At 52.8% G+C, this 18,065-nt stretch carries 17 protein-coding genes; 7 read left to right on the forward strand and 10 right to left on the reverse strand.

Annotated elements, in window-relative coordinates; all coding sequences use genetic code 11:
* Positions 1 to 6 precede the first annotated feature (6 nt).
* A complete protein-coding gene (locus F0P93_RS13995; protein WP_150877020.1) occupies positions 7 to 918 on the forward strand; it encodes a TonB family protein in 912 nt (303 codons plus the stop codon).
* 43 nt (positions 919 to 961) lie between these two features.
* On the opposite strand, the gene F0P93_RS14000 is transcribed toward F0P93_RS13995, so the two are convergent.
* The 6 genes from F0P93_RS14000 to F0P93_RS14025 form a co-directional block, all read right to left on the reverse strand.
* Positions 962 to 1,408 carry a hypothetical protein gene (locus tag F0P93_RS14000; protein WP_150877021.1) on the reverse strand — a complete coding sequence of 149 codons (447 nt, stop codon included), beginning with the start codon at positions 1,406 to 1,408 and terminating at the stop codon, positions 962 to 964.
* A 123-nt stretch (positions 1,409 to 1,531) separates the two neighbouring features.
* Positions 1,532 to 2,044 carry a SixA phosphatase family protein gene (locus F0P93_RS14005; RefSeq protein WP_150877022.1) on the reverse strand — a complete coding sequence of 171 codons (513 nt, stop codon included), beginning with the start codon at positions 2,042 to 2,044 and terminating at the stop codon, positions 1,532 to 1,534.
* 32 nt (positions 2,045 to 2,076) lie between these two features.
* Positions 2,077 to 3,276 carry a M20 metallopeptidase family protein gene (locus F0P93_RS14010; RefSeq protein ID WP_150877023.1) on the reverse strand — a complete coding sequence of 400 codons (1,200 nt, stop codon included), beginning with the start codon at positions 3,274 to 3,276 and terminating at the stop codon, positions 2,077 to 2,079.
* 36 nt (positions 3,277 to 3,312) lie between these two features.
* The gene (locus F0P93_RS14015) at positions 3,313 to 4,011 is read right to left on the reverse strand and encodes an RDD family protein (RefSeq protein ID WP_150877024.1); all 699 of its coding nucleotides are present in this window, start codon (positions 4,009 to 4,011) and stop codon (positions 3,313 to 3,315) included.
* 101 nt (positions 4,012 to 4,112) lie between these two features.
* Positions 4,113 to 5,297, reverse strand: a complete 1,185-nt coding sequence (locus F0P93_RS14020; protein ID WP_150877025.1) for a glycosyltransferase — start codon at positions 5,295 to 5,297, stop codon at positions 4,113 to 4,115.
* Positions 5,298 to 6,398: a glycosyltransferase family 4 protein gene (locus tag F0P93_RS14025; protein WP_150877026.1), complete on the reverse strand. Its 1,101-nt coding sequence runs from the start codon at positions 6,396 to 6,398 to the stop codon at positions 5,298 to 5,300. It abuts the gene before it with no gap.
* A 174-nt stretch (positions 6,399 to 6,572) separates the two neighbouring features.
* Here F0P93_RS14025 and F0P93_RS14030 point away from each other — a divergent pair, with 174 nt between their 5' ends.
* From F0P93_RS14030 to F0P93_RS14040, 3 genes are all read left to right on the forward strand, one after another.
* Positions 6,573 to 7,556 (forward strand): stage II sporulation protein M, encoded by a 984-nt coding sequence (locus tag F0P93_RS14030; protein ID WP_150877027.1) that lies wholly within the window; start codon positions 6,573 to 6,575, stop codon positions 7,554 to 7,556.
* A 90-nt stretch (positions 7,557 to 7,646) separates the two neighbouring features.
* The gene (locus tag F0P93_RS14035) at positions 7,647 to 8,528 is read left to right on the forward strand and encodes a hypothetical protein (protein ID WP_150877028.1); all 882 of its coding nucleotides are present in this window, start codon (positions 7,647 to 7,649) and stop codon (positions 8,526 to 8,528) included.
* A complete protein-coding gene (locus F0P93_RS14040) occupies positions 8,512 to 9,261 on the forward strand; it encodes a DUF4129 domain-containing protein (protein ID WP_191908815.1) in 750 nt (249 codons plus the stop codon). Before F0P93_RS14035 ends, F0P93_RS14040 begins: the two co-directional genes overlap by 17 nt.
* Here the strand turns inward: F0P93_RS14040 and F0P93_RS14045 are convergent, their stop codons facing one another.
* On the reverse strand, positions 9,262 to 10,050 hold the full coding sequence (locus F0P93_RS14045) for an SDR family oxidoreductase (protein ID WP_150877030.1): 789 nt from the start codon (positions 10,048 to 10,050) through the stop codon (positions 9,262 to 9,264).
* 278 nt (positions 10,051 to 10,328) lie between these two features.
* On the opposite strand from F0P93_RS14045, the gene F0P93_RS14050 reads away from it, so the two are divergent.
* From F0P93_RS14050 to F0P93_RS14060, 3 genes are all read left to right on the forward strand, one after another.
* Positions 10,329 to 10,910, forward strand: a complete 582-nt coding sequence (locus F0P93_RS14050) for a LemA family protein (protein ID WP_150877031.1) — start codon at positions 10,329 to 10,331, stop codon at positions 10,908 to 10,910.
* A 105-nt stretch (positions 10,911 to 11,015) separates the two neighbouring features.
* On the forward strand, positions 11,016 to 11,450 hold the full coding sequence (locus F0P93_RS14055; protein ID WP_191908816.1) for a TPM domain-containing protein: 435 nt from the start codon (positions 11,016 to 11,018) through the stop codon (positions 11,448 to 11,450).
* Positions 11,451 to 12,260 (forward strand): TPM domain-containing protein, encoded by an 810-nt coding sequence (locus tag F0P93_RS14060; RefSeq protein ID WP_150877032.1) that lies wholly within the window; start codon positions 11,451 to 11,453, stop codon positions 12,258 to 12,260. It abuts the gene before it with no gap.
* A gap of 53 nt (positions 12,261 to 12,313) precedes the next feature.
* Here F0P93_RS14060 and F0P93_RS14065 read toward each other — a convergent pair whose 3' ends face one another.
* From F0P93_RS14065 to F0P93_RS14075, 3 genes are all read right to left on the reverse strand, one after another.
* A complete protein-coding gene (locus F0P93_RS14065) occupies positions 12,314 to 12,874 on the reverse strand; it encodes a hypothetical protein (protein WP_225309487.1) in 561 nt (186 codons plus the stop codon).
* Between the two features lie 176 nt (positions 12,875 to 13,050).
* A complete protein-coding gene (gene gpmI / locus F0P93_RS14070; RefSeq protein WP_150877033.1) occupies positions 13,051 to 14,586 on the reverse strand; it encodes a 2,3-bisphosphoglycerate-independent phosphoglycerate mutase in 1,536 nt (511 codons plus the stop codon).
* A 141-nt stretch (positions 14,587 to 14,727) separates the two neighbouring features.
* Complete coding sequence (locus tag F0P93_RS14075; RefSeq protein WP_150877034.1) at positions 14,728 to 18,063, reverse strand: UTP--glucose-1-phosphate uridylyltransferase; 3,336 nt, start codon at positions 18,061 to 18,063, stop codon at positions 14,728 to 14,730.
* Between the last annotated feature and the right edge of the window lie 2 nt (positions 18,064 to 18,065).

The following is an 18,065-nucleotide window of genomic DNA, read 5'->3' on the forward strand; positions in this document are numbered from 1 at the left end:
CCCCTTATGAAGCTTTCCACAACCGTGTCTGCCCGGCTCCGCTTCTGCCAGCGCCGGATGGACAACCGACTCATTGCCTACACGTTCGGGCCGAAACCGTCGGCTTTTGTAACGCCCTTCTTCCAATCGTCCACCCTAAAACAACGCATTCTCATGCTCCAGAAATCCGAAACCAGCCGCTGGGCAGTCGTCAAATACGGCTTTGTAGCCCTGATCACCTTTTCCTTGTTTGTATTTGTGGCAGCTTGTGAGGACCGTGCGAAGCAGGACGTGGTCAACGACAAAGAAATAACGGTTTCCGGACAGATTCTGGCTAGTGACGGACAACCCATTCCGGGCGCTAACGTTGTTTTGAAAGGGGCATCAAAGGGCACAACAACGGACGTGAATGGTCGGTATAAAATTCAGGTCCCTGCCAATGGAGCCTTGCTGGTCGGTTTTGTTGGGCACAAAAGCCAGGAAATTGCAGTCGGCGGAAAAACCGTTGTGAATGCCCGGCTGGTTGAAGGTTCTGACGAAACAGCGGGGCGGTTTTCGGGCCAGTCCACAGATTCAGACCGGACCGCTGAAAAACTGACAGCGGTGCAGGATAAGGAGCACGTTTTCACCGTGGTTGAAAAGCATCCTGAATTTCCGGGTGGGATGGTTGGGTTGACCCGTTTTATCAACGAAAACCTGCGTTACCCGGAAGCCGCCCAAAAAGCACACGTGAGTGGAAAGGTCTTTCTTTCGTTTGTTATCAACACGGACGGCAGTTTTCAGGACATTCAGGTCCTGAAAGGCTTTGGTTTTGGTGCCGACGAAGAAGCGATTCGGGTGCTCAAAGCCATGCCGCGCTGGAAGCCAGCCACCCAGGATGGAAAACTGGTGCGGGTGAAATACAACCTGCCGATTAAATTTGAGTTGGAAGAAAAATAAAACAAGAAGCCCCGGTACGCAACGTGCCGGGGCTTCTTTGAAATTACTTCTTTCTGTTTTTAGGGAACAGTTCCATGAATTGATCATAAAACTGTTCGTACTCATCCGGGGCTTTTCGTTTTTCCCAGCCCACGGCAAACTCGGTTTTGGCCCTCTTCCAGGTCACGGTCACCGCCGGATTCTCCGGTTTTTCCAGTTTGGTGGTTTTGATCTTACACGTCTGCTCCAGGTTCGCGAACACCTTCTGGGTGGTATCCTTTTTCTGCTGGCCCAATTGCGTAAATCCACCCTCGGAACCTTCCCGGTAATACATCAACCCGTTGTCCAGCAGCCGGTATTCGGGCCGGTCGGTATCGTTGCCAATCGTTACCACAATCTGACGGCCGGTGAACCGATTTGGAAACGTTGACCCCGCCGGTGCCGGTGTTTGAGCCGTAGCCAGACTAATTTCAAGCAGATACGTCAGACAAAAAACAAAGAACAATCTCACAGGTCGCAAACTCATCAAACACATTCAATTTGGATTAACATTCTCTTTCTTAACTGCCTAAACGACAAAAAATTGCCTGTTTTTTTGTCGCCTGGTATTTACATTTCCCCGAAAGCGAACCGATCAAGGTTCTGTCGGCTTACCGTACGTTTCTTCCTGCAAACTGACCGACTTGCCAAAAATGCCGTTTTTGATGGTCACAATCAGCAAGTTATCGTGATCACCCGATTCAATTTTTGTTTTGGTCGGTTTGGTCCCGAGCCCTTGCGCGATCTCCAGAATCGTGTTGCTGTGGCCGACCACCAGGCTATTTTTACCCTTCGTTTGCTGGATCAGTTCTACCACCGCACCAACCGGTTTTGCCGGATACGAGTCGATGGGCAGGTTAAGTCGCTGCGAAAGGGGCCGGGCCGTTTCCTGCGTCCGGCGGTAGGGCGTGGTCAGAATCTGGCTAATCCGCTCGTCCTCCAGCCGGTCGGCCAGAGCCTGAGCGCGTTCCAGCCCAACGGCGGTCAAACCGCTGCTGTCGGCCTCGTTGACCTTCTCCGCGTGCCGAACAATGTAAACTGTAGACGTCGAACAGCCCGTCAGGCCAAGCACCAGAAACAAAACCGGGAGCAGTTTATCGATCCTCATCGCAGCGTCGTAAAACTCTTAACTTTTAATTCTTAACTCTTCACCTTCAACTCCTCCAGCGCCAGCCAGCTCATTAACCCGGCCCCGATTTCCAGGGCTGATTCGTCGATGTCAAACGTGGGCGTATGAACGCCGGAAATGATGCCCCGCTCTTCGTTGCGCGTTCCGAGTCGGTAAAAACACGAATCGACCACTTGGGAATAAAACGCAAAATCTTCGCCCGCCATCCACAAATCGAGGTTCACGATGTTTTCAGCACCCATGTATTCCGTGGCCGCCGAGCGCATGCGCCGGGTCAGTTCGGGGTGGTTTTTCAGGAACGGATAACCGCGTACCACCGTAAATTCGCACACGGCTCCCATCGCTTCGGCCATGCCTTCGGCCATTTTTTTCATCCGGCGCAGGCCGTCTTCCCGCCATTCTTCGTCCATGCAGCGAAACGTGCCTTCGATTTTCACTTCGTTGGGAATCACGTTCGTGACGCCGTCGGCAATAAACCGCCCGAACGACAACACCGAGGGGTTGGCCGGTTTGCGGTTGCGACTGATGATCTGCTGCAAAGCCACGATGATGTGCGAAGCGATCAACACCGGGTCGATGAGCTGGTCGGGCATGGCTCCGTGGCCGCCTTTCCCAATAACCGTCAGGTACAATTCGTCGGTGCTGGCCATGTACATGCCTTCCCGAAAGCCGATTTTCCCGACCGGCACATTCGGGGCCACGTGCTGGCCGAGCATGCTGGCCGGAGCCGGGTTTTCCAGCACGCCGTCTTTGATCATCAACGACGCGCCACCGGGGGCTTTTTCCTCCGCCGGTTGAAAAACCAGTTTCACCGTTCCCTCAAACTGGTCGCGGAGTTGCTGCAAAATCCGGGCGGTTCCCAACAATGACGACGTGTGAACATCGTGCCCACAGGCGTGCATGACGCCCTCGACGGTCGATTTGTAGGAAACATCGTTGGCTTCGTGAATCGGCAGCGCGTCCATATCGGCCCGCAGCCCCACGACCCGGCTTTCGGATGAACGGCCCGCCTGTCCTTCGATGAGCGCGACCAAACCGGTGTTGGCAACGCCTTCCTGCGGAGTCAGGCCAATGGCTTTGAGTTGTTCGGCAACGAATTGAGCGGTTTTGAACTCATTGAACGACAACTCCGGGTTGGCGTGCAGGTGACGGCGGTTGGCAATCAAGTCGGCCGCATAGTCCCGCGCTAGTGTTTTGATTTGTTCTTTCATATGGGTAGATCCCTGCGGAACCGGGCCGCGCAGGCTTTAAGAGGCTAAAAACTGGTAATCATTGATCAGTGTCCGAAGGAACGTGGTATCGTCCAGTTCCGACCGAACCCCAATCACTTGCTTGACTTTATCAGCCGCTAAACCGCTGATTTCGGGATTATTCATTCGCAACGCTTCCCGGACAATGTTCAAATCCCGGTCGGAAAGCTGGGCTACTTCCGGAAACCGCACCTGATAATCGTCGGGTAAGGCCCGGTAGGTAATCTGCGCCAGCGTAACGGGGCGGGTCAGTTTCACCACCGTGGTGCCAGCGGCAATGTCGCCAATTCGCTGGCCCCGGCCGTTGGCCGCAATGGTAATGACGGCCACCATACCGCCAAAAAACATCGGCGATTCGATGATCCGGAGCAGCCAGCGGAGCAGATAAGCCCCCAAACCGGGTTGTGATCCGTCGAGCATCACGACGCGAATTTTCATTGCTATTTTGCCGAGGCTTTGTCCATTCAGAAACGTTTCGCACAGCAGATCATACAGCATGAATGGCAACAGCAAAAACAGGCCCGTCCAGAAAGGGCTCCGAAAAGCGCCGGGGAGTAGTTTGGTCAGCACAAAATACAGAATCAGCCATCCCAGCAGAATCAGGTAATCGAGCAACAACGCCAGAATCCGGTCGCCCAAACTGGCGGGTTCGTATTCCAGCGTAACGTTTTGGGAAGTCTGAATCGAAACGGTCATAATAATCTGGTTTTCCTGGCAAGACTTTCGACCATTTGATTTGTTTCCAGGCTGACCCTGTCAGGGTCTTTGACCACTAACAGGGTCAGCCTGGAAACAAATCAAAGATGATTAAAAATTGTCTCTGCAAAATAAACGTTCGAATTGCGATCGGCTAACTTTTGCAGATTTGTTTTCGAATACGGTGGTGCTTCCGTCAAAATCCGTTCCAGAAGAGCCCGAATCGCATCCGGCGAGGTGGCATCCGTCACGGCCCCCAGTTGCTCGGTTTGCACCAGATGACCCAGATAACCGTAATCCGACGCCAACACCGGTTTTCCGGAAACCGCAGCCCGCACCACGACCGACGCCATGCCGATGTGGTTCTGGTATAACGCCAAAACGTAGTCCGACAACTCGAAATACACCTGAATTTCCCGCCCTTTTATTTCGTCAAACACCCGCACAATCTGCATGTCGCTCCCGACCTCAGTCATGCTGCGTTCGACTTTTTCCCGAAAACCGGGTTGAATCGGCCCGGCCAGCACCAGACACAATGCCCGTTGCTGCGCCGGTTTCAGGAGTTTCAGGGCATCGAGCAGCGGCTCAATGCCTTTGCGGTCGTCCAGGTGCCCGAAAAGCAGCAGAATCCGGCGGTTGGGTGAAATCTGGAGTTTCATTCGCAGGTGTTCGACCTCGGCGGGCGTAATGGCATGCGATTCGACCGGATCGGCCAGCGGCCAGATTTTGACGTGCGGACTCAACGCCCGCAAGCCCTCCACCGCCGAATGATCCAGGCAAAACAGATTGGTCAAGCCTTTCCGGTTCAGAACCCCGTTTAAGGTTACTTTTTTTCGAATTCCGTTCAGCCGGGCTTTGATGCCGGGCCGGGTTTTGTAATGAAAATCCGGCCGAAAATAAATACCGGAAACGGCAAAGGGCGCCGACCGTCCGAGCCAGGTTGCCAGCATAAACAGATCGAAATACATCAGCAACACGTGCGATGGCTGATGCGTCTGCCCGTATTTCAACACCAGATTCCATTCCTTGAACGAACGGGTCGCCATCGACGCTCCGTGTACGGTTTCAATGTCTTCCTCCGAAATGGGTACGAACCGGATGTTTTCGATACCCGGTTTGGCTTCGAGCAAGGCCTCAAATTGCTTCCCGAACGATTGCTGGGTCACGACGATCAGTTCACCTTCGGGGCGGTTTTGCACCCAGTAGGCGATCAGATGCGTCAGGTAATCAGCGTGGTGGCCGTCGATGATCGTATCAAAAAGCAGGATTTTTTTCGCTCTGTTCACTTATGCAATACGTTGGTAAACCTGAAGTGTTTGACTCGCCGTTTTTTCCAGCGAAAAATGCTGCCCCCGCTCGCGTCCTTTCCGGACCAGGGACTGGCGCAGTGACTCGTCCAGAATGATTTTTTCGATTTGTTGTTGCATATCCAACGCCGATTCCGGGTCGAAATACAGCGCGGCCTCCCGCGCCACTTCCGGGAAACAGGACGCCCGACTCAACACCACCGGGCAACCGGCCGCAAAAGCTTCCAGAATCGGAATGCCGAAGCCTTCGTAGAGCGACGGATAGACAAACGCCAGTGCGTTCTGGTACAGGCGATACAGCGTAAAATCGTCGATGTTGCGTTGGCTGATCCGGTTTGTCAGGTCCAGTTGCTGAATCCACTGCGTCTCTTCCGGACTGAACGAACCGCCCCCGGCACAGATCAGTTGGACATGACGGTGTTTTTTGAGCGTCGGCGCAACTGCTTTTAGAAAAGGAATGAAATTTTTGTAATCGTTGCGGGCACCGACATACAGCAAATACGCTTCCGGCACCTCGATCTGAACGGTTTCGGGGACTTTCAGCGTCTGAAAAGCCGTTGCGTGGTAAACGACGGTGATCTTCTCCGGTTTGATGTTAAACAGCTCGATCAGATCGGTTTTGGTGTTTTCCGACACCGCAATGATCTGGGCGCTCCGGTCGAACAACCTTTGTTTCAGGTCTTTCGACGCGTTATCGATGTGGCCGAATTCAGCCCCAAACTTGTCTTTAATGGCATCGTGGTACGTCAACACCACCGGTTTTTTCGTGTGCTTCAGAAAGTACGGGTGAAAAAAAGTAGGGTGAAAAACGTCGTAGTTATTCTGCATCAACCGGGTCACGCTCCACAACCGGTTCACCTGCGAAAAGAGCATATTGGTGGGCATAAAACCCAGGAAATACGAAAATGACTGCACCCGAAACGCGTCACTTTCCAGCAGGTAGGCATTGTTGGAAAACAAAAGCGACAACTGGGTTTCAACGCCTTTTTCTCGCAGCGATACCATCAGATCGTAAAAATACCGGGACACTCCGCCATACCGCACCCCTGTAAAGGCCTGATGGTCAAACAATACTTTCATAAAATAGCCAAATACACCCAGAAACTACAAACTTACGGAGAAACCCTTTGACAACGGCTATTTGTTGCCGAAATCGACCGTATTGTCCCCGTTCGTATGAGCGGCTTTGAAATATGGCATTTGATTTGCAACTTATCCGACCCAATGGGTTTCGGCCCATAACCCGTTTTTTTCATGCGCGAAGCGGCTTTTATCAAACAGAATACGGAAAAGTGGAAGGAGATCGAGAGCGAACCGGTAACCGCCAACGACCGCTCCAACCCCGACGTGCTGACCGACCACTTCATCGAACTGACCGATGACCTGTCGTATGCCCGGACGTTCTACCCCACGTCGCCCGTCACCCGGTATCTCAACGGTCTGGCGGCCACGATGCACCGGCGGCTGATGGGCAACAAACGGGAGGACCGCAGCCGTTTTGTCCAGTTCTGGGCGGTAGAATTGCCGTTGCTGTTCCGGAAATCACACCGGCTTTTGCTGGTGTCGTTCGTCATTTTTCTGGTAGCGGCTGCACTGGGCTGGGTGTCGGCGGCCAACGACGAGTTGTTTGTCCGGCTGATTCTGGGCGACGATTACGTCAATATGACGCTCGAAAACATCCGGAAAGGCGATCCGCTGGCGGTTTACAAAGGCAGTGGACAGGCCGATATGTTCATGGGCATCACCGTCAACAACATCCGGGTTTCGTTCATCGCGTTCATTCTGGGTTTGTTTGCGTCCTTCGGAACGATTGCTGTCATGTTTCAGAACGGCGTGATGCTGGGCGCTTTTCAGTATTTTTTCTACGAACGCGGTTTGCTGCTTCCGTCTGTCCTAACGATCTGGATTCACGGAACGCTGGAAATTTCGGCCATCGTCATTGCGGGCAGCGCGGGTCTGACGCTCGGCAACAGTTTGTTGTTTCCGGGCACCTGGTCACGGCTGGAGTCGTTCAAACACGGAGCCAAACAGGGGCTCAAAATTGTGATCGGGCTCGTACCGGTTTTCATCACGGCGGGTTTTCTGGAGAGTTTCGTCACGCGGTTACCCCTGCATCCGGTGGTCAGTTCGGCTATTATTCTGGCATCGGCTGCGTTCATTATCTGGTATTTTATCCTGTATCCGATTCAACTGGAAAAGAGAATTACTGAGGATGGGAACGCGGATCGAACGGATTGAAACAGATTTTATCCGTGGAAATCTGTTTCAATCCGTTCAATCGCAACGGCGACCCGGCCGCGTTCCCATCCGTCAAATAAATAATAACTCATGAATCTCTACCAAACGCGCGATTTCGGCGAAAAAATCAACGCCACGATTCAATATGCCGTCAAGCAAATCCGCAGTCTTAGCACGGCGCTGCTCTACATTGCCGGGGCTCCGGCGCTGATCGCGGGGATTGCGTCGGGTATGGCATCGGCGTCGATGCTGTCGACCCAACCAACCGGCGTCAATGCGCCCCGCATGAACGACTGGATGATTCAGCAGTTGTCGAGCCCTTATTACCTGGTGGCCATTGTGTTTGCGTTGTTCATCCCGCTGCTGGTTAATCTCACCGTTTATGGCCATTTGAAAGTCTACAACCGAAATCCGGGCGAACCCGTCAGCGTTGAAGCGGTTTGGGCGGAGGTTCAAAATGCGTTCGGGCGGGCTGTCGTTACCTGGCTGGTGGTTGGCATCCTCGTCATTGCGGCCACGCTTTTTTTCCTGATTCCGGGTATTTATCTGGGCGTTGTCTTTTCGTTAGCACTCGCTGTGGTGGTTCTGGAAGACGGTTCGGCCAGCACGTTTATGGGGCGGTGTTTCGAACTGATCCGCGACCACTGGTGGTCGACCTTCGGGCTGATCATCATCATCAGTTTTATCGCCTATATTCTCAGTTTTGCATTCAATGTGCCCGCAGCCGGTGTCAGCATGATGGTCGCCCTGAAACTCGTCCCCAGCATGCCGGTTTACGTGACGATTCTGACCAGCATCCTCAGTACGATCGGCAGTGTGGTGGTCTCGTCGCTCATCGCCCTGGGCATCGCTTTTCAGTATTTTAACCTGGTTGAATTGCGGGATGGCCGCAGCATTCTGTCGGCCATCGACAGCATCGGATCGTCTACGCCCCCACCCATTCCCCGTTCCAGCGATGAAGGTGATTATTAACCGTAGGGCGAAAAACCGCCTGGCCGGTTTATTGCTCCTGGCGACCCTGACCGGTTTTCCGGCGATAGCGCAACTGCCCGTTCCCCAGGCCAAAGACACGGCGCAGGCACAACCGGCTCCCGACGACCGCAGTTCGATCCGGATGCGAAAACCGTCGACCGCCAAACTGAACGACTATCGCAACGACCGCGATTACCAGTATGGCCAGGACTTTAAACCCCGCAACAACCTGTGGTCTAAATTCTGGAGCTGGTTCTGGCAAAAAGTGGGCGAATTTTTGACGAGCAAATCCTACCAGAATTTCTGGCAATATGTGTTTCTGGCGGCTGCTGCGGGTCTGGTAGTCTGGCTGGTCATCAAAGCCGAAATCATGGGATTCATTTTTAGTAAAAAATCACAGGGAGCTGCGCTGGCTTACGAAACGCTGACTGAAAACATTCACGAAATCGACTTTGAGCAACAGATCAACGCGGCTATCGACCAGCGAAATTACCGGCTGGCGGTTCGGTTGCTGTATTTGCAAACGCTGAAACACCTGAGCAACCACAACCTGATCGACTGGAAACCGAATAAGACCAACCGCAGCTACGTTTACGAACTGGCACAGTCGCCCCTGCAACCGGCGTTCGAAACCCTGACGACGCAGTTTGAATACATCTGGTACGGCGATTTCCCGATTACCGAAGAGCGGTTTAAACCGTTGCAGGAATCGTTTGAACGGTTTAACCGGTAATTACAAACCGCCGGTTTTTCCCCCATCCACCGGCACATTGATTCCGTTGATCGAAGCCGCTGCGGGTGTGCAGAGAAAGGCCACGGCTGCCGCTACTTCTTCCGCTTCCGCAAACCGTCGGCTGGGAATTTCGGCCTGCATTTGGGCTTCAATTTCAGCCCGTGATTGATTCTGCGCGCCCGCCCGCATGGTCAGCACGGCATCCAGTCGGGCCGTACGCGTATAACCCGGCAACACGTTGTTAACCGTGATTCCAAATTGAGCGATTTCCAGCGACAGGGTTTTGGCCCACTGCGCTACCGCTCCGCGAATGGTGTTGGAAACGCCCAGGCCCACAATAGGTTGTTTCACCGATGTGGAAATAATGTTGACAATCCGGCCGTACCCCGCCCGCTTCATCGCCGGCACGACGGCCTGCACCAGAATCTGATTATTCAGAAGGTGAGCGGCAAACGTTTTGGTAAACTCCTCCGGTTTGGCGTCGATCAGCGGGCCACCCGCCGGGCCACCGGTATTATTGATCAGAATGTGAACCTCCGGAAAGTCAGTCAGATAAGCATCGATGGCGGTTTTCACTTCTTCCGGACTGGCAAAATCAGCTACCTGATACCGGTGTTGCTGCCCCTGCTGTGTGTCTAATGAGCCGATGGCTTCTTTCAGTTTCTCTTCATTGCGAGCCAGCAGCGTAACATTCGCGCCCAATAGCGCCAGTTCAACGGCGGTCGCATAGCCAATTCCCTGCGTGCTTCCACAGACAATAGCGGTTTTTCCGGTAAGCGAAAGATTCATCGTAAAGTCGGTTTAGTCCGGGCCGTTTTTAGCGGCTACAACCCGTTCATTCGTGTAAATTGCTAAATAACGGCATTGCGGCAATATTTTTACTAATTTACCAATCAATTGGTACCCGTAATCAGTTATTCACCCGAATCACCTGCCCCCCATCCATGCGGGTTTCCAATCATCAACCCCGGCGGAGGGATTACGGTCGAAAGCGTCCGACCGTGTAATTTATTGGGGTATGGATCCGGTTTTAACGAACTTTGCTAACAAATTAATCGATAAAAAACATGTCTAAAGGTCTTATTATTGGCATCGTCCTGGTTCTGATTTTTGGTTTTTTCGGATGCAGTACATATAACGGTATCGTCGGAAAAGACGCGAATGTGGGTGAAAAATGGGCTCAGGTCCAAACACAATACCAACGCCGGGCCGACCTGGTTCCGAACCTGGTGAACACCGTAAAAGGAGCCGCCAATTTTGAAAAAAGTACGTTAACAGCGGTCATGGAAGCCCGTTCGAAAGCCACCAGCGTTCAACTGACCGCCGACCAACTGACGCCCGAGAATGTTCAGAAATTTCAGGCGGCTCAGGATCAGTTAGGCGGTACGCTGTCGCGTCTGCTGGCCGTGTCCGAAAACTATCCGCAGTTGAGAGCCACGCAGAATTTCTCCGAACTCCAGTCGCAACTGGAAGGCACCGAAAACCGCATTAGTGTAGCGCGGAATGACTTCAACGCGGCCGTCAAAGACTACAACGTTTCGGTCCGCACATTCCCGGCCAATATTTTCGCCGGTATTTTCGGTTTCTCAGTGAAAGGTTTCTTCGAAGCGTCACAAGCCGCCCAGAATGCCCCAGCCGTTCAATTTTAAGTTAAGAATTAAAAGTTAAGAGTTAAAAATAGACTGCCTCATTAAACATTTGGCAGATCAACATTTTTAACTCTTAACTCTTAACTTTTAATTCATAACTCCTTTATGTCCGCAATCAATCTTTTCACGTCCGACGAACAGCAGCAGATCATTCAGGCGATTCGGTCGGCTGAACTGGAAACGTCGGGCGAAATTCGGGTCCATCTCGAGCTGCATTGTCCGACACCCGACGTCATCGAACGGGCGGTGCAGGTTTTCCGGCAACTGAGCATGGACCGAACCGCCCAGCGCAACGGCGTTTTATTTTATCTGGCGACGGAAGACCACAAGTTCGCCGTGTTGGGTGATGAAGGGATCGACAAGGTAGTACCCAACGACTTCTGGGAAACCACCAAAGATATTATGCGTGAAAATTTTCGCGCCGGTCGGTTTACGCAAGGATTCTGTCTGGGAATTGAACGGGCAGGACAGCAGTTACGACAGTATTTTCCTCGTCTGGATAATGACTCTAACGAGCTTTCCGACGAAATTTCACACTAAATGAAACTTCCTTTCGTCACATATCGCTTTGCAATACCGGTTCGAATTCTGTTGATTCTTCTGCTGGCCGTGGTTTCTTTCCGGACCTACGCCCAGGATGATGTCATTCCGCCCCGACCCAATCCACCGCGTCTGGTCAATGATTTTGTGGGAATTCTGAAAGCAGACGAACGGGCGAGACTGGAGGAAAAGCTACGGGTTTACAACGACTCGACATCCACTCAGATCGTCATTGTGATTGCCAAAACCACCGAACCCTACCCGATTGGCGACTACAGTTTTCAGATCGGCCGCAAGTGGGGAGTGGGGCAGAAGGGGCAGAACAACGGCCTGGTAATGACCTGGGTACCATCAACCCGCAAGGTATTTATTGCCACGGGTTACGGCCTGGAAGGAGCGATTCCGGATGCCATCGCCAAGCGGATTGTCAGCCAGATCATTGTCCCGCGTTTCAAAAGCGAACAGTGGTACGCCGGTTTGGACGAAGCGACCGACGAAATCATTCGCCGGGCCAGTGGCGAATACAAAGCCGATCCTGCGGACGACGGCGGGGGCGGTGACGGCATCCTCTTCTTCATCATCATTTTCGTCGTGATCATCGTCATCATCTGGATCAGCCGGAACCGGGGCGGGGGTGGTAGCAACCGAAACCGGGGCGGGGGTTTCTTTCCGGTCCCTTTCCCAACTTCCACGTTCTCCGGCTGGGGCAGTTCGTCCGGCAATTGGGGTGGCGGAGGTGGTGGCGGCAGCAGTTTCGGGGGCTTCGGGGGCGGCAGCTTCGGCGGGGGCGGTGCTGGCGGGGATTACTGAGTTAAGAATTAAGAGTGAAGAGTGAAGAGTTAAACTGTCTATCAGATAACTCTTCACTCTTCACTCTTCACTAACTTTCCATCAATCAAAAACCGCTTCTGATCCAGCCACGCCAGTTGCTGAAATCCTTCCAGGTGGTAGCGTTTGACCGCGCCTTTCTCGCTTTCCAGCCAGACGTTCCGTTCCGATTCATAGAGGGAATTCTTGGTTCGTAAGGTCGCTTTGATCAGCCGGGGCTGGCGGGTGGCCGAATCCAGCTCGATGCGCAGAACCTGAACGGGGAGCTTTTCTCCCGGTTTCAGGACATATTCATATGTGAGCGAATCCGGGCGGTTTTTCAGATAACTGGACTGATAGGCCTGCTTGTTGATGTCGGCTTGCAGAAACAAATCGAGTTCACGGCTCCAGTCAATGTCTTTTGTCGTTTGCTGCTCTTTCTCATCGCCAAAACCGGCCTGTTTCAAAACCGTCGGTTGCTGGCTTTTTAACTGATTGATCTGCTGTTCGATATACGATTTCAGATCGTAATACGTCCCGGCGGGGGCTTCTTTGGTAGGATTGCTGCAAGCGGCTAACGCCAGAATAAAAACAAGTCCGTAACTAAATTTCATCATCCTAAAAAATACCCCCTGACTTTCCAATCAGAGGGAGTGCAATGCTGTTTAGTTGGCGAACACCAACCAAAGCTGAAAAGTTTGTCGTTCAAGACAAGAGAAGTGAGACAAGAGAGTAAAGACCGCATTTGAATGATCTGTTATAAGTCTTTACTCTCTTGTCTCACTTCTCTTGTCTATTCCGCTATCAAACTATGGCCCGTCATGACATCGGGTTGCGCGATGCCCATCAGGTGCAGAATCGTCGGGGCAATATCCGCCAGAACACCGTTGTTCAGTTTCGGATGAAAGCCGTTATCGACCAGAATACACGGAACCGGGTTGGTGGTGTGGGCCGTGTTGGGCGAACCATCTTCGTTGATCATATAATCCGCATTGCCGTGGTCAGCAATCACAATGGTCGTATAGCCGTGGGCCAGGGCCGTGGTGATCACCGCCTGAGCGCATTGATCGACGGTTTCGGCGGCTTTCACAACGGCTGAGAACACACCTGTGTGACCCACCATATCGGTATTGGCGAAATTCAGGCAGACAAAATCCACCTGCTCCCGTTCCAGTTCCGGAATAATGGCGTCGCGGATGTCCCTGGCGCTCATCTCCGGTTGCAGGTCGTAGGTCGCAACTTTAGGCGATGGGCACAACAAACGGCTTTCGCCCTCGAAGACATCCTCCCGACCACCGGAGAAGAAGAACGTCACGTGTGGATACTTCTCGGTTTCGGCAATGCGAATCTGTTTTTTACCCGCTTTCGAAACTACTTCGCCGAGTGTATTCGTCAGGTTGTCTTTGTCATAAATGACCTTCACACCCACAAATTCGTTGTCGTAATTGGTCAGCGTGACGTAGTACAGGTTCAGTTTTTTCATATCCTGCTCCGGATAATCCCGCTGACTAAGCGCCAGCGTAATTTCGCGGCCCCGATCGGTACGAAAATTGAAGCAAAGCACCACATCGCCATCCTGAATCGTCGCCAGCGGACTTCCGTCGGGATTCGTCACAATAATAGGCTTGATAAACTCGTCCGTTACGCCTTCTTCATACGATTTATGAATCGCCGACAATTCCCCGCCCACTTCGCAGGTTTCGTTCCCAATGCCCTTCACCATCGCGTCGTAGGCCAGTTTGACCCGTTCCCAACGGTTATCCCGGTCCATTGCAAAATACCGTCCGGTGATGCTGGCAATCCGCCCTGTAGTCGTTTTCAGATGCGCTTCCAGATCGGCCAGAAAACCGTAGCCGCTTTTCGGGTCCGTATCGCGACCGTCGGTAAAGGCATGGATAAACACATCCGTCAGGCCTTGCTCGTGCGCTACTGTACACAGGCCTTTCAGGTGTTCGATGTGCGAGTGAACCCCGCCGTCGGATACCAGACCAATAAAATGGACTTTTTTACCGTTGGTTTTGGCATAATTCAGCGCATCCAGCAAAACCGGCTCTTTGTCCAGTGTATGTTGCTCAACGGCCAAATTGATTTTCACCAAATCCTGATACACAATTCGCCCCGCACCGAGGTTCATGTGTCCCACTTCAGAGTTGCCCATCTGACCCGCCGGTAAACCGACCGCCAGGCCCGAAGCTTCCAATTGACTGTGTGAATAATTCGTATACAGCGAGTCTACAAAGGGCGTATTGGCCGCATCAATCGCCGAAACATCGATCTTTCGGGCAATTCCCCAGCCGTCCAGAATCATTAATATGACTTTCTTATTCATAGTTCGAAATTAACAACATTAGCGGCAAAAGACATTATTGAACGGTTAAAAATGGTTTTGATGGTTGAAATGGCTGAATGGCTAAAAAATGGTTCATTTGAGCAGTCTTGCCAATTTTCAACCATTCTTCAGCCATTCAAATCATTCAAATGTCCCTAAACCGGCAATATAGTCTTTGCTGCCGTCGGTGACCCAGGCATCCAGTTGGGCCGGATCTTTCATTTGTTGCCCGCGCATCCGCGGAACGGCAACGTAACCGCACTGAACGTCAGTTAATGCAGACATATCACTCCACAATTTTTCGATCTGCGCCACCGGATAAATATCCTCCTGGCCGTGTCCCCAGCGGTATTTAACATCTTTGGTGGTAACATACGTCGGAATGCGGTGAGCGACGCTCCGAACAGCTTTGGCGAGTTTGGCTTCGTCGCCGTCCTGCAAATCCTGCCGCGTCAGGCCGAACAGCGCCAGCAACGGATCGATCTGAATCCAGGTCGTCATTGAGTTGTAGTAACTCAGATTCAATTCGTCCTCCTCGCGGGGCTGCGCCAGTCCTTCCAGCAGCCGCAGGTTTCCGTTCACGCGTGCGAGCCCTCCCCCCCGATCCTCGATCCGGCGGGGAACCACCTCGAACGTTAGCATATTCCCCGACTCCAGGTGATGACCCACAACCGCCGGGTCCACGTTCATCCCCAGTGTATCGATGTTGTGCAAAACGATCGTTTCCACCTGCGGATGCTCGGCCAGCAGTTGCGCCAAAACCCCATTGCGGAGCAAATTGGACACTTCATACCAGTGACCCAGGGGCGAAAACCGCTGGGCCGCAATGTTATCGACGTAATCCGAGCCTTCGCCTTTCGATTTGGCCCAGCCAATCATCGTCTGTCGAACCGCATCGCGCACTTTCTGCTTGTTTTCGTCGAGCGTTTCCTGCGGCATTTCTTCCCACATAAACCGCAGATCGCGTTCCATTGGCACAAACCGCTGCCCAATCGAACGGCCCGGCGACAGATAGGTAGTGCCGGAATAGCCAAAATTGCCGGTTTCCGCCAATATCTTCCGAATCGGTTCGTGGGTCAGGTAGCTGGTGGCGACCAGATGCGGAATCAGACCGCCGTACGTCTCCGCCACTTTCCGGGTTTTCGCCAGATGGATTTCCAGAAAGCTCCGGTGCCGGCCTTCAATTTCCACAAACGGATTCAGGGCTTTGATCACCCCGGCGCCTTTCGTCCACCGACTGCCCACACCGGCTGCCAGACTCAAAACCGCCACTTTTCCGGCGCGAATAGCCGCTTCCCCGGTTTTGACGGATGCCGTCAGTTCATCGAATTGAACGATGTCACCCGGTTGTACATCTTCAATGGTCGTCTCAGCCGCTAACCGATTGCGGGACAGACCAATGCGGCCTTTTTGTAAATCTTCCCGAATCTCCTCGTGTTGAATGTAATCGAAACCGTTTTCTTTCTTGATGCGTTCCGCTTTTTCGTTTTCGACACTCCGGTTGCTTTGCGACGTTGGATCGGAAACTTTGAACAAATTGCTAATTATGGTTCGCAGAAGCGGATAGGCGAGGTTATTTTTCTCACAATAGGTCGTAAACAGATCGATTTCCGCCCGCCGGATGTACGAAATCGAAGCGGGGTCTTTCCGAACCAGTTCCGACACGTGAATACCGTAATATTGCTCCGGCATCAGGGCTTCGGTTCCGGCCTGCAAAGTCGCCCAGGTTCCTTTGTAATTAATGCTCCAGTTATAGACTACCGGTTCCATCGCAAACGGCAGCGAAGCCGACAATTCCGCTTTCGTTTTCCGCAGAATGTCCAGCACCTTCATTTTGTAGTCTTCGTACCCTACCGGATTGACAAACATGCCCATGCCGCCCCCGGACATCCCGCCCAGCATCAAAAAACCGTAGTAGTCGTCGCCAAAGGCGGTTTTCGCTTTGGAAATGATTTGCTCGGTGAAATACGTGGAAGCCCACGGAATGATGGTTTTGATCGGGCCTTCCCAGTTTTTGGCGGTATTGGCCCCCAACTTCCGGATGTCGCCTTCTTTGATGGCCGCCAGAATATTATCGAAAACCTGGTTGGTTTGCTGCCGGGCGGTCCACTCGTTGTCGCCCCGGAGCAGGTATTTTTCAGTCACCATTTCCAGAATCGGGCCGACGTTGGAAGCCATCCCGCCGTGCATCAACACCAGCGATTTCATGATCTTCTCACCCATTTCCGGGTGAATTTCGTCACCCTGCAAGACCCGGTGACGCGGTAATAAGGTTCCGCGACTGATGCCGGATTCGGGATCTCCTTCCTGCGCAAACGTACCCTGAATGGCTTTGATACCGGGCCAGACCCCGCCGGAATCCTGCCAGCCTCCGCCCGAACCGCCAATCCATTCGCCCAGAATGGCCCGCGACGCCACCAGCCGTCGTTCGCTTTCTTCCAAACCGCCTTCCAGCTTCTTCGTCTGACCCGTCGCCCGCATGAGCAGACTGATGATCGAACCTAACAGGTTGGTCGAAACCGCAAACCGGGAGCCTTTCGGAATGTCGTTTACTTTGGTCACCAGCTCGATGCCCATACCCGGCGCCACCATCCGGGATAGAATATCCGGTAGCGACTGATTCGTGTTTTCGAACGAAGGCGGAATGAGACCCGAGGCAATGACCCCGGCTTTTACCAGACTCAGGTAATCATTTCCGAAATTGAACAAATCGGCGAGATCGGCAATGTCTTTCGTGGTGTTTAAGTCGATGCTCGTCAGGCGTAGAACCGGGTCCGGTATCACGCGAACGTAGCAGTTCAGCGGGGGGCGAATGTCGGCATCACGGCCAAAAACGCCTAGATCAATTGATATATTGACCACGCGGGCACCTTCCGGATAATCCATTCCGAGGAAGAAAATATCCGACCAACCGCTGTGGGTCAAGTCCATCCGTACGGACGTCTGTTCGTGCAGAATGGGATAAAAGAGCGAATTCTCCGGGCGTTTCAGCAAAGTCGGATGAATCCGGATCGGGTGTTCTTCGCGGTGGCCGACCCGAAACATCCACTGGTTTCCTTTGCTGGAACGTACGCTTTTCCGAACCTGCCCCGCCAGAATCTGGAACGATAGATGGTGGTAGCTTTCGGCCAGCGCGCTGAACAAAGCCGCATTGGGTCCCTGCTTATCCAGTTCGTGCAAAAAGGTAGCAATAGCCTGCTCGAACCGGCGGGCCAGCAAATCCTCAAAACCGGCGTACGGCACTTTCCCGGTTGTTGGCGTTTCGGGCGTTTCCATCAGGAAAAACCGGAAGCCCGCATACAGGAACAGAATGGCTCTTACTTTATCGTATAAACTCGGTGTCGATTTCCGAAATTCATCGAGCTCCCGCAACAGGCCCAGCAACTCTTTCCCCGACAACCGGCGACTTATTTCGTAAAAAGAACGGTTGCGTTTGGCGGGATCTGTCGATGTAATCGTCTCTATAAAAACGTTCATAT

The organism is Larkinella humicola, assembly GCF_008727875.1.
Classification (GTDB): domain Bacteria; phylum Bacteroidota; class Bacteroidia; order Cytophagales; family Spirosomataceae; genus Larkinella; species Larkinella humicola.

Coding starts and splice junctions, on each gene's coding strand:
- F0P93_RS14010 (WP_150877023.1), bottom strand. CDS start 3,276: ATGAAAGAACAAATCAAAACACTAGCGCGGGACTATGCGGCCGACTTG.
- gpmI (WP_150877033.1), bottom strand. CDS start 14,586: ATGAATAAGAAAGTCATATTAATGATTCTGGACGGCTGGGGAATTGCC.
- F0P93_RS14025 (WP_150877026.1), bottom strand. CDS start 6,398: ATGAAAGTATTGTTTGACCATCAGGCCTTTACAGGGGTGCGGTATGGC.
- F0P93_RS14030 (WP_150877027.1), top strand. CDS start 6,573: ATGCGCGAAGCGGCTTTTATCAAACAGAATACGGAAAAGTGGAAGGAG.
- F0P93_RS14040 (WP_191908815.1), top strand. CDS start 8,512: ATGAAGGTGATTATTAACCGTAGGGCGAAAAACCGCCTGGCCGGTTTA.
- F0P93_RS14050 (WP_150877031.1), top strand. CDS start 10,329: ATGTCTAAAGGTCTTATTATTGGCATCGTCCTGGTTCTGATTTTTGGT.
- F0P93_RS14005 (WP_150877022.1), bottom strand. CDS start 2,044: ATGAGGATCGATAAACTGCTCCCGGTTTTGTTTCTGGTGCTTGGCCTG.
- F0P93_RS14075 (WP_150877034.1), bottom strand. CDS start 18,063: ATGAACGTTTTTATAGAGACGATTACATCGACAGATCCCGCCAAACGC.
- F0P93_RS14065 (WP_225309487.1), bottom strand. CDS start 12,874: ATGATGAAATTTAGTTACGGACTTGTTTTTATTCTGGCGTTAGCCGCT.
- F0P93_RS14035 (WP_150877028.1), top strand. CDS start 7,647: ATGAATCTCTACCAAACGCGCGATTTCGGCGAAAAAATCAACGCCACG.
- F0P93_RS13995 (WP_150877020.1), top strand. CDS start 7: ATGAAGCTTTCCACAACCGTGTCTGCCCGGCTCCGCTTCTGCCAGCGC.
- F0P93_RS14045 (WP_150877030.1), bottom strand. CDS start 10,050: ATGAATCTTTCGCTTACCGGAAAAACCGCTATTGTCTGTGGAAGCACG.
- F0P93_RS14055 (WP_191908816.1), top strand. CDS start 11,016: ATGTCCGCAATCAATCTTTTCACGTCCGACGAACAGCAGCAGATCATT.
- F0P93_RS14015 (WP_150877024.1), bottom strand. CDS start 4,011: ATGACCGTTTCGATTCAGACTTCCCAAAACGTTACGCTGGAATACGAA.
- F0P93_RS14060 (WP_150877032.1), top strand. CDS start 11,451: ATGAAACTTCCTTTCGTCACATATCGCTTTGCAATACCGGTTCGAATT.